Below are 10,668 nucleotides of genomic sequence, written 5' to 3' on the forward strand. Positions count from 1 at the left end.
GCGCCCGGGCCGGGCGCGGCATCCGTCAACCGCTCGGTCAGCGGATCAGGGTGCCATCAGCCCGAGAGCGGTCGGCAGCCACGTCGAGAGCGCCGGAACGAACGCCACGATGAACAGGCCCACGCAGAGCGCAGCGAAGAAGGGCCAGATGCGCCCGACGGAACGGTCCACGACTGGTGACCGGCAGCGCCCCGGGCGTCTGCCGCCGCCCTCACCGCAACAGCGCGCAACCGTGAGCACAGCTCACACTACGCTGGAAGACGAACCCAATCCCTGTGTCGAGGAGATCTCCGTGCCTGTCACCCCTTCAGCAAACATCGGCGTCGTCGGCCTCGCGGTCATGGGGTCGAACCTCGCCCGAAACCTCGCGAGCCGCGAGGGCAACACCGTCGCGGTGTTCAACCGCTCGCCCGAGCGCACGCACACGCTGACGAGCGAGCACCCCGAGGCCGGGTTCGTCGCCTCCGAGAGCTACGACGACTTCGTCGCCTCGCTCGCCAAGCCCCGCACGGCGATCATCATGGTGCAAGCGGGCAAGGGCACCGACGCGGTCATCTCCGAACTCGTCGCCCGCTTCGAGCCGGGCGACATCATCGTCGACGGCGGCAACGCGAACTTCCACGACACGATCCGCCGCGAGGGCGAGATCGCGCCCACCGGCATCCACTTCGTCGGCACCGGCATCTCGGGCGGCGAAGAGGGCGCGCTCAACGGCCCGTCGATCATGCCCGGCGGCACCGCCGAGTCGTACGAGACGCTCGGCCCGATCCTCGCGTCGATCGCGGCCCGTGCTCCCGAAGACGGCGCGCCGTGCGTGACGCACGTCGGCACCGACGGCGCCGGCCACTTCGTCAAGATGGTGCACAACGGCATCGAGTACGCCGACATGCAGCTCATCGCCGAAGCGTACGACCTCATCCGCCAGGGCACCGGCAAGTCGCCCGCCGAGATCGCCGACATCTTCGCCGAGTGGAACACGGGCGAGCTCGAGAGCTATCTCATCGAGATCACGGCAGAGGTGCTGCGACAGACGGATGCCGCGACCGGCGCGCCCCTCGTCGACGTCATCCTCGATTCGGCCGGCGCCAAGGGCACCGGCGCCTGGACGGTGCAGAACGCACTCGACCTGGGCGTACCCGTCTCGGGCATCGCCGAGGCCGTCTTCGCGCGCAGCCTCTCGTCGCAGCGCGGCCAGCGTGCCGCCGCCGCCGAACTGCCCGGCCCGTCGGGCGCCTTCGCCGTCGCCGACTCGGCGGCGTTCATCGAAGACGTGCGCCAGGCGCTCTACGCCTCGAAGATCATCGCCTACTCGCAGGGCTTCGACGAGATCATCGCGGGAGCCGCGCAGTACGGCTGGGACGTCAAGAAGGGCGACATCGCCCGCATCTGGCGTGCCGGCTGCATCATCCGCGCCCGATTCCTGAACCGCATCGCCGAGGCCTACGCCGAGAACCCCGAACTCGTCGCCCTCGTCGTCGCCCCGTACTTCCGCGACGCCGTGACCGGCGCCCAGGAGGCGTGGCGGCGCGTGGTCGTGGCGGCCGCGCAGTCGGGCATCCCCGCGCCGGCGTTCAGCTCGTCCCTCGCGTACTACGACGGTCTGCGCGCCCCGCGCCTGCCGGCCGCGCTCGTGCAGGGTCAGCGCGACTTCTTCGGAGCGCACACGTATCAGCGCGTCGACAAGCCGGGCGTCTTCCACACCCTCTGGTCGGGCGACCGCACCGAGATCGAGACCACGCCCTCCTCGCACTGAGACGACTGAGACCGACGGGCGGTACCGAGCAAGCGGGCGACGATGCGCGAACCGAAGTGGCGTGACGAGGGCGAAGAACCCGACTACCGGTTCACGCTGGCCAACGAGCGCACCTTCCTCGCGTGGATCCGCACGGCGCTCGCCCTCCTCGCGGGCGGCGTGCTGCTGCACCAGTTCGCGACCGAGCTCGATCCCCGATTCGTCGTCACGGTGCTCTCGACGGGGCTCGGGGTCGTCGCCGCGGTGCTCAGCGTCATGTCGTACACCCGCTGGCGCGCCAACGAGATCGCGATCCGACGCGGCCGCCCGCTGCCGCTCAGCTGGGTGCTGCCGGGGCTCGCCGCGGTATGCCTGCTGACGAGCGCCGTGCTCGTGGTGCTGCTGCTGGTGGCGTGACCGACATGGCCGCGCACCGCGTTCCCGCCACGGGCGATCCGGGCCTCCAACCCGAACGCACGGCGCTCTCGTGGAGTCGCACCGCCCTCGCGCTCGCCGTCAACGCCCTGCTCGCGATGCGCGCGGGTTTCGTGGCCGGCGAGCCCGGGCTCGTGATGGTCGGGGCCGTGCTGTTCGCGGCATCCGGAGCTGCCGTCGCCGTCGGCACCGTACGGCGGCGGCAGCTCACCGGCCACCGCCTCGTCATCACTCCCCCGCGCGGAGCGCTCGTGGGGGTCGCCGCGGCGACACTTCTGGCGAGTCTCGGCGGCGTCGCCTCGATCTTCGCGGACGGCCGCGCATGAGCGAACCGCACCCCGAACTGCTGGGCGACGACGACGAGAGCGACCGCGGCCCGGTCTACGGCGATCGGCGCCGACGGGCCATCCGCATCACGGTGCTCGTCGCGCTGTGCGCGATGCTCGCCCCCGTCGTGCTCTCGATCTTCGGCACGGCCCAGTCGGCGGCGCAGCGTGCGTGCGCGGTCTACGCGGTGCAATTCGACACGGATGCCGCGGGCGCACGAGCCTCGTTCGAGCTGTTCGCCCATGGCGGGCCGGGCTGGCAGTGCTTCGCCGTGAACGACTCCGGAGGCGAGACGCTCATCGCCGAGCTCGGGCTCCTGCCGGGCGCCCCTCGCCCCGTCGACCCCGACGAGCGACACGCTTGACCCGCTCCTCCCCTCCTCCTCGTGGGTTGAGGAGGCGCGCCGGCGCCCGCCGAGCCCGCGCCTCGGTCGAACGACGACCGCGCTGAGGTATCTTGACATCAAGAGACTTCGGAGGCCTGATGCTGCACCACGTCCAACTCGCCTGCCCGCCTGGGCAGGAGGCCGCGCTTCGCGACTTCTACGTCGGCGTGCTCGGCTTCTCCGAACTCGAGAAGCCCCCGGTGCTCGCCGGTCGAGGAGGTTGCTGGTTCCGTGGGCACGACATCGAGCTGCACCTCGGCGTCGACCCCGACTTCCGCCCCGCGACGAAGGCGCACCCCGGGCTTCTCGTGACGGGGCTCGACGAGTGGGCGGGCCGGCTCCGCGACGCCGGGTACCCGGTGCGGTTCGACGACGACTTCCCGGGGATGCGTCGCTTCTACAGCGAAGACTGCTCGGGCAACCGGCTCGAATTCCTCGAACCCGTCGGCTGACTCCCGGCGCCGACGCACGCTCTCCCGGTGGCCCGATACGCCCGCTCCTCAGCCGGCGGAGCCCGCCTCTGCCTCGCTCTCGGGCAGGAACACCCGCTTGTACGCACGCCCGTCGGGCAACTCGACCGTCTGCGCCTCGAGCAACCCGCGCGTGACCCGCTGGTAGATCGCCTGCGGCGTCACGCCGAGCTTCGCCGCGGCCTCGGCGACCGAGAGCCCGGGCAGGTCGGTCGGCACGCTCGACGGGCGGTCGCGCTTCCGCTTGCGGCTCGCCTCGTGCCGCGCCTCGATCTCGCCGTCGTCGCCCGCCCACCGGTACTTCGCGGCCGAAGGGCTGAGGCCCGCGGCATCCGCGATCTCATCCCAGTTGCGCCCGGCTGCGAGGGCCTCGCGCACCGAGGCGAGCGAGGCCGGGTCGGCTTCGAGGGCCGCGACGAGCGAGCGGATGCCTCGGAGCCGCTCGAGGGGCGAAGCATCCGTGTCGTCGTCGCCGACGGTCGAATCTGCGGAACCGCCACCGTGCAGCGCGTCGAGCGCGACGAGCTCGGCGAGCGCACGGGCCGACTGGACGGAGAGGAACGACACGGCAGCCCGGTCAGCCGTTCAACAGGCCGTTGCGCACCTCGCGCCGCAGCACCTTGCCGATGAGCGACTTCGGCAGCTCGTCGGCCTGCACGATGCGCCTCGGCACCTTGTAGGGCGTGAGTCCGTCGCGCGCGAAGTCGCGCAGCGCCGCCTCATCGAGGGTCGCGCCGTCGCGCAGCACGACGACGGCGACGACCTGCTCACCCGAGTGCTCGTCGGGCAGGCCCACGACCGCGGCCTCCTCGACGTCGGGGTGGGCGCGCAGCGCCTCTTCGACCTCGCTCGGCGCGACGTTGAAGCCGCCCGTGATGATGAGCTCTTTGATGCGGTCGACGACGCGCACGAAACCCTCGTCGTCGATCGCGACGATGTCGCCCGTGCGGTACCAGTCGGCGCCGCCGTCGGTCGCGGGCACGAAGACCGCCTCGGTCTCCTCGGGCTTCTTCCAGTAGCCCGAGAACACCTGCGGGCCGCGCACGATGAGTTCGCCTTCTGCACCCGCCGCGACGTCGGTGTCGGGCGACTCGGGGTCGACGACGCGCACTTCGGTCGAGGGCAGCGGCAGGCCGACGGTGCCGGCCTTGCGGTTCGGCGCGACGGGGTTCGCCATGAGCACGGGCGAGCACTCCGAGAGGCCGTACCCCTCGACGAGGTACCCGCCGGTCAGCGCCTCCCAGGGCTCGACGACCTCGGCCGAGAGCGGCATCGCCCCCGAGATCGCGATGCGGATGCCCTCGAGCGAGACCCCCGCGGCGACCGCGGCCTTCGTGAGCCGGTCGTAGATCGGCGGCACCGCCGGCAGGAACGTCGGCGGGTGCTTCTTCACGACCTTGAGCACGAGATCGGGATCGAACTTCGGGAACAGCACCAGCCGGGCGCCCATGCTCATCGCGAAGGTGAGGCAGAGGGTGAGCCCGTAGGCGTGGAACATCGGCAGCACCGCGTAGACGACCGAGGTGCCGCGTTCGATCTCGGGCACCCACGAACGCGCCTGGGCGGCGTTGGCGCCGAGGTTGCCGTGGGTGAGTGTGGCGCCCTTGGGGCTGCCCGTCGTGCCGCTCGTGTACTGGATGACGGCGACATCGGAGACCTCGGGCCCGATGATGTGCTCGTCGATCGGCTCGGCGCCGACGATCTTCTGCCACGGCGTCGTGCCGCGCACGCTCGTCGTGAGGGCGGCACGCGACTCGCGGGCCTTGGCGATCGGCAGGCGCAGCATCGCACGCATCGTGAAGGGCATGGCCCGGGTCACGTCGACCGAGATGATCGTCTGCACCGCGACATCCGCTGGGAACGCCTGAATGGTCTCGACGACGTTGTTCCAGGCGATGGCGACGCGCGCGCCGTGGTCTTCGAACTGGTGGCGCAGCTCGCGCGGCGTGTACAGCGGGTTGTGCTCGACGACGATCGCGCCGAGCCGCAGCACCGCGTAGAACGCCACGATGTGCTGCGGGCAGTTCGGCAGCACGAGCGCGACCGGGTCGCCCTTCTGCACACCGAGCAGACGCAGCCCCTCGGCCGCGCGCTCGATCTGCTCGCCGAGCTCGGCGTAGCTCGTCGTGCGCCCGAAGAACTCGAGTGCGACGTTGTCGGGGTAGGTCTCGACCGAGGCGCGGATCAGGTCGGCGAGCGAGCCCGTCTCAGTGGGGAGATCGGTCGGCACCCCCTCGGCGTAGCTCGTGAGCCAGGGGCGAGGCGTCGTGATCGCCATGAGCCGGCCTCCTATGCCGCGCCGTCGAACAGGCTCGTGACCGAGCCGTCTTCGAAGACCTCATGGATCGCCCGGGCGAGCAGCGGTGCGATCGGCAGCACCGTCAGACGATCCCATCGCTTCTCGTCGGGGATCGGCAGAGTGTCGGTGACGACGACGCGGTCGATGAAGTCGGACTGCAGGATCTCGGTGGCCGGGTCGGAGAACACCGCGTGGGTCGCGGCGACGACGACGCCGGTCGCGCCGGCCGCCTTGAGCGCCTCTGCGGCCTTCACGATCGTGCGGCCCGTGTCGATGAGGTCGTCGACGAGCAGGCAGATGCGACCCTCGACCTGTCCGACGATCTCGTGCACCGAGACCTGGTTCGGCACGAGCGGGTCGCGGCGCTTGTGGATGATGGCGAGCGGCACACCGAGCTTGTCGCTCCAGATGTCGGCGACGCGCACGCGGCCCATGTCGGGCGAGACGACCGTCAGCGTCGCGGGGTCGAGCGAGTTCTTGAACTCCTCGAGCAGTACGGGCATGGCGAAGAGGTGGTCGACGGGACCGTCGAAGAATCCCTGGATCTGCGCGGCGTGCAGGTCGATCGACATGATGCGGTCGGCCCCCGCCGCCTTGAAGAGGTCGGCGACGAGTCGGGCCGAAATGGGTTCGCGGCCCCGGCCCTTCTTGTCTTGCCGGGCATAGGGGTAGAACGGGGCGACCACCGTGATGCGCTTGGCCGAGGCGCGCTTCAGCGCATCGATCATGATGAGCTGCTCCATGAGCCACTCGTTGATGGGCGCGGTGTGCGACTGGATGACGAACGCGTCGCACCCGCGCACGCTCTCGTCGTAGCGTGCGTAGATCTCGCCGTTCGCGAAGGTGCGCGCATCGGTCGGCACGAGGTCTGCGCCGAGTTCGGCTGCGATCTCGTTGGCCAGCGACGGGTGCGCCCGCCCCGACACCAGTACGAGGCGTTTCGAGCCGGTGGTCTCGATTCCCGACATGTCTCGGTGTGTCCTCTCCACCCGCCTCGGCCGGTGCGTCAGTCGGCGGCGGGGCCTGTCGCGTCGCCGGCGGCAGCGGCTGCCTCGGCAGCCGCGGTGCCCGCGCGATGCGTCTGGACCCATCCCTCGATATTGCGTTGCGGCGCCACGTTCACGGCGAGTGCACCGGCGGGCACGTCTTTGCGGACGACCGTGCCGGCGCCCGTGTAGACGCCGTCACCAATCCTAACGGGCGCGACGAACACGCCGTGCGAGCCCGTGCGCACGTGCGAGCCGATCTCGGTGCGGTGTTTGTTCACGCCGTCGTAGTTCGCGGTGATCGAGCCGGCGCCGACGTTCGACTGCTCGCCGATCGTGGTGTCGCCGATGTAGCTGAGGTGCGGCACCTTGCTGCCCTCGCCGATGTTCGCGTTCTTCGTCTCGACGAACGCGCCGATCTTGCCGTCGGCGCCCAGCACGGTGCCGGGCCGCAGGAACGAGAACGGCCCGACGGTGGCCCCCGCCCCGACGACCGCGAGGGTGGCGTCGCTGCGCTTGACCTCGGCGTTCTCGCCGATCTCGCAGTCGACGAGGGTCGTGTCGGGGCCGACGACCGCACCCGTGGCGATGACGGTGGCGCCCTTCAGCTGCGTGCCGGGGCGGATCGTGACGTCGGGCTCGATGCGCACGGCGAGGTCGATCCACGTCGTCGCGGGGTCTTCGATCGTGACGCCGTTCAGCTGCCAGCCGCGCACGATGAGGGCGTTCAGTCGGGCCGCGGTCTCGGAGAGCTGCGCACGGTCGTTGATGCCCGCGACGAGCCACGGCTCGGAGACCGGCACGGCCTCGACCTCGGAGCCGGCGTCGCGCAGCAGGCCGATCACGTCGGTGAGGTACTTCTCGCCCTGTGCATTGTCGGTCGTGAGGTTCGCGAGCTGGTCGCGCAGAGCGGCCGCGCCGAAGGCGTAGATGCCCGCGTTGATCTCGTCGATGGCCCGCTCTTCGGCGCTCGCGTCCTTCTGCTCGACGATGCGGTCGAAGAGACCGGCCGCGTCGCGCACGACGCGCCCGTAGCCGGTCGGGTCGTCGTAGACGGCAGAGAGCACGGATGCCTCCGCGGCATCCGCGCGATGCTGCCCGAGGAAGGCGGCGAGCGTGTCGGCGTTCAGCAGCGGCACGTCGCCGTTCAGCACGAGCACCTCGCCGTCGAAGTCGGCGGGCAGGGCGGCGAGCGCCTGCTCGACGGCGCGGCCCGTGCCGGGGATCTCGTCTTGGTCGACGATGATCGCGCCCGGCAGCTCGCGCTCGACGACCGCGGCCACGAGGTCGCGCTCGTGCCGCACGACCGCGACGATGTGCACGGCGTCGAGCGCCCGCGCCGTGGCGAGCACGTGCGCCACGATCGGGGCGCCGGCGAGCGGGTGCAGCAGCTTCGGCAGCGCCGACTTCATGCGCGTGCCCTGCCCGGCGGCGAGAACGATGATGGCGAGGTTCTGGTCGGTCATGCGCGCAAGTTCCTATCGGTGCAGTCTGTGCGACGGCTCCGCCACCAGGATTCGAACCTGGACCGAACAGCTCCAAAGGCTGCCGTGCTGCCGTTACACTATGGCGGATCGCGCGGGCTCGGCCCGTGCGCGACAACCAGTCTGCCATGAGCCGGCGCTGCTTTCGTGTGCGAAGGGGTGCAGCCCGGCGGCATCCACCGGTGGCCGCGCCGGTCTGCAGCGGCCGGCAGTCGCCGCGCGCGATAATGGCAGGATGACCCATGCTGATGAGGTCGACCGGATCGTCGACGACTGGGAGCGCGAGCGCCCCGACCTCGACTTCGCCCCACTGCAGGTGCTCTCGCGCGTCGCGCGGCTGGCGAAGCACCTCGACCGGGCCAGGCGGCAGGCCTTCACCCGGTCGGAGCTGGAGTCGTCGGAGTTCGACGTGCTCTCGGCCCTGCGGCGCGCCGGCGCGCCGTACCGGCTCTCGCCCAAGCAGTTGCTGCAGCAGACGCTCGTCTCGAGCGGCACCATGACCAATCGCATCGACCGGCTCGTCGAGCGCGGGCTCGTGACGCGCCAGACCGACCCGAACGACGGCCGCGGCATCCTCGTCGAGATGAGCGGCGCAGGGCTCACCCGGGTCGACGCGGCGATCACGCGCCTGGTCGACGCCGAGGCCGAGTTGCTCGGCAGCCTGCCCGCCGCCGAGCAGAAGCGGCTGGCCGGTCTGCTGCGCAAGCTCAGCCTCGGGTTCGACTGACGAGCGTTCCGTCGGGCGCACACGTTCTTCGGTCGCGCACTCGGGCGGTCAGGATGCCTCTGGCGCTCGACTCCGTGAGTGAGCGCGATCGCGGCGAGACCTTCTGACGAATTCCTCGAACATACGTTCGAATTTTGGTAGGATCGCATCATGACGATCGTCGCCTCGAATGCCAGCTCAGCCGGTATTTCCGTGCGTCGCGACGTGCAGATCGACGAGGGTGAGCTCTCGCCGTACGCGATCGCCCAGAACGGCCTGTCCGAACTCGTCTCCGCGGCCGTGCACGCGCAGCGCGTGGAGGCGATGCACGCGGCGATGTTGGTCGACCTGATCTTCCTGACCGTCACGTACGCGCTTCACGCGGAGCAGGCGTTCGTCGCCCCGACGCTCTCGCCCGAGCGGCGACGAGAGATGGCCCACCGCAGCGTCACCGCCGAACTGGCGACGGCGCTTCGCATGCCCGAGCGCACGATGCAACGCCAGATCGACGACGCATGGGCGCTGTCGACGCAGCTTCCCGTGACTCTCTCAGCACTACGCTGCGGTGAGATCAGCCTGCAGCACGCCCGGGTCATCGTCGAAGCGACCGTCGGACTCGACGATGACCCTCGACTGCGCGACGATCTCGATCGGGAGCTCACCGCCCTCGCTGCCGACCAGACCGCGGCGACTCTGCGCCGCAAGGCGCGGTCGATTCGCGAGCAGCTCCAGGCGACGACGATCGCCGAGCGGCACCTCGCCGCGCGGGCCGAGCGAAGGGTCGAACTCGAGCCGGCACACGACGGCATGGCCTGGTTGCACGCGTACCTTCCCGTGTCCGACGCGCTGCTCATCAGAGACCGACTCGATCGGGCCGCGGTCGACATCGACGATGCGCGCAGCGCAGATCAGCTCCGTGCCGACCTCGCACGCGATCTCCTGCTGTACGGCACGCTCGCCGACGATTCCGTGTTCGCCGCTGCCTGCGAGCGGGTGCGTCCGAGCGTCCACGTCACCGTACCGGTACTGACACTCATGGGTCTGTCGTCAGCGCCCGCCATGCTCGAGGGGTACGGCCCGATCGACCCCGAGACGGCACGTCGCCTCGCCGCCCGCGCCCCGTCGTTCGTACGTCTGCTCACTCATCCCGTCACCGGCACCGTGCTCGATGTCGACCGCACGAGCTATCGACCCCCGGCCGACCTGCGGCGTTGGCTCCGCGTGCGCGATGAGACGTGTCGATTCCCCGGCTGCAACCGCAGCGCAGTGCGGTGCGAGCTCGACCACGGCATCGACTGGCACTGCGACGGCCGAACCGCGTGCGATAATCTCGCCCACTTGTGCGCCAGGCATCACAACCTCAAACACGAGACGTCGTGGTCGTTGCAGCATCGGCCTGACGGCGTTCTCGAGTGGACCTCGCCGGCCGGGCGCAAGGTCACGACTCATCCCGCCTGCATCATGGCGATCGAGCACGACATCGGCGGCGGCGCCGGCGGCGCGATCGGATCCGCGCCCCTCCTCGATTCCCCACCCTCGCCCCTCTCCGGAGCATCGCCGCCGGGTTGCCCCGACGGCGGCCGGTCGAGCGTGCCGCCCGAGCTGCCGCCGTTCTGATCGAATCGCGAACACCGAACGCCGTCGCGTGATCCGGCAACGGCACCCTGAAACGGTCACGCCACCACACGGTCACGCCACCACGCGATCACACGGCCACACAGCCACACAGCCACACGATCACACAGCCATAGGGTCTGCTGCACGGATAGGTGACAGGTTGTAGTCACGCAGCCAGTGCGGCTGGCGTGTTCATGATGACCTCGAATTCGACCGGGGTCAAACGG

At 70.4% G+C, this 10,668-nt stretch carries 12 protein-coding genes and 1 tRNA gene; 7 read left to right on the forward strand and 6 right to left on the reverse strand.

Annotation, left to right across the window (positions count from 1 at the left end; genetic code table 11):
- Positions 1-45: 45 nt before the first annotated feature.
- The gene (locus tag ACWGST_RS16375; protein ID WP_452047730.1) at positions 46-171 is read right to left on the reverse strand and encodes a hypothetical protein; all 126 of its coding nucleotides are present in this window, start codon (positions 169-171) and stop codon (positions 46-48) included.
- 121 nt (positions 172-292) lie between these two features.
- Between ACWGST_RS16375 and gndA the strand changes: the two genes are divergently transcribed.
- The 5 genes from gndA to ACWGST_RS16400 all read left to right on the forward strand — a co-directional run bounded on the left by gndA (position 293) and on the right by ACWGST_RS16400 (position 3,331).
- Positions 293-1,753, forward strand: a complete 1,461-nt coding sequence (gene gndA / locus ACWGST_RS16380; protein WP_452047731.1) for an NADP-dependent phosphogluconate dehydrogenase — start codon at positions 293-295, stop codon at positions 1,751-1,753.
- A 42-nt stretch (positions 1,754-1,795) separates the two neighbouring features.
- Entirely contained in the window at positions 1,796-2,149 is a 354-nt protein-coding gene (locus ACWGST_RS16385; RefSeq protein WP_452047732.1) for a YidH family protein, read from the forward strand.
- Between the two features lie 5 nt (positions 2,150-2,154).
- Positions 2,155-2,493, forward strand: coding sequence for a DUF202 domain-containing protein (locus tag ACWGST_RS16390; RefSeq protein WP_452047741.1), 339 nt, complete (start codon positions 2,155-2,157; stop codon positions 2,491-2,493).
- Positions 2,490-2,858 (forward strand): hypothetical protein, encoded by a 369-nt coding sequence (locus tag ACWGST_RS16395; protein WP_452047733.1) that lies wholly within the window; start codon positions 2,490-2,492, stop codon positions 2,856-2,858. The genes ACWGST_RS16390 and ACWGST_RS16395 overlap by 4 nt, the downstream gene beginning before the upstream one ends.
- A 119-nt stretch (positions 2,859-2,977) precedes the next feature.
- Positions 2,978-3,331, forward strand: coding sequence for a VOC family protein (locus ACWGST_RS16400; protein ID WP_452047734.1), 354 nt, complete (start codon positions 2,978-2,980; stop codon positions 3,329-3,331).
- 48 nt (positions 3,332-3,379) lie between these two features.
- Here ACWGST_RS16400 and ACWGST_RS16405 read toward each other — a convergent pair whose 3' ends face one another.
- The 5 genes from ACWGST_RS16405 to ACWGST_RS16425 form a co-directional block, all read right to left on the reverse strand.
- Entirely contained in the window at positions 3,380-3,916 is a 537-nt protein-coding gene (locus tag ACWGST_RS16405; RefSeq protein ID WP_452047735.1) for a hypothetical protein, read from the reverse strand.
- A gap of 10 nt (positions 3,917-3,926) precedes the next feature.
- On the reverse strand, positions 3,927-5,627 hold the full coding sequence (locus tag ACWGST_RS16410; protein WP_452047736.1) for a long-chain-fatty-acid--CoA ligase: 1,701 nt from the start codon (positions 5,625-5,627) through the stop codon (positions 3,927-3,929).
- A gap of 11 nt (positions 5,628-5,638) precedes the next feature.
- Positions 5,639-6,616: a ribose-phosphate diphosphokinase gene (locus ACWGST_RS16415; RefSeq protein ID WP_452047737.1), complete on the reverse strand. Its 978-nt coding sequence runs from the start codon at positions 6,614-6,616 to the stop codon at positions 5,639-5,641.
- Between the two features lie 38 nt (positions 6,617-6,654).
- The gene (glmU, locus tag ACWGST_RS16420) at positions 6,655-8,100 is read right to left on the reverse strand and encodes a bifunctional UDP-N-acetylglucosamine diphosphorylase/glucosamine-1-phosphate N-acetyltransferase GlmU (protein ID WP_452047738.1); all 1,446 of its coding nucleotides are present in this window, start codon (positions 8,098-8,100) and stop codon (positions 6,655-6,657) included.
- 36 nt (positions 8,101-8,136) lie between these two features.
- Positions 8,137-8,208, reverse strand: a tRNA-Gln gene (locus tag ACWGST_RS16425).
- A 145-nt stretch (positions 8,209-8,353) separates the two neighbouring features.
- On the opposite strand from ACWGST_RS16425, the gene ACWGST_RS16430 reads away from it, so the two are divergent.
- Both ACWGST_RS16430 and ACWGST_RS16435 read left to right on the forward strand, forming a co-directional pair.
- The gene (locus ACWGST_RS16430; protein WP_452047739.1) at positions 8,354-8,845 is read left to right on the forward strand and encodes a MarR family winged helix-turn-helix transcriptional regulator; all 492 of its coding nucleotides are present in this window, start codon (positions 8,354-8,356) and stop codon (positions 8,843-8,845) included.
- A gap of 150 nt (positions 8,846-8,995) precedes the next feature.
- Positions 8,996-10,441: a DUF222 domain-containing protein gene (locus tag ACWGST_RS16435; protein ID WP_452047740.1), complete on the forward strand. Its 1,446-nt coding sequence runs from the start codon at positions 8,996-8,998 to the stop codon at positions 10,439-10,441.
- Positions 10,442-10,668: the final 227 nt, after the last annotated feature.

This window comes from Agromyces sp. NPDC055520, from assembly GCF_053619715.1.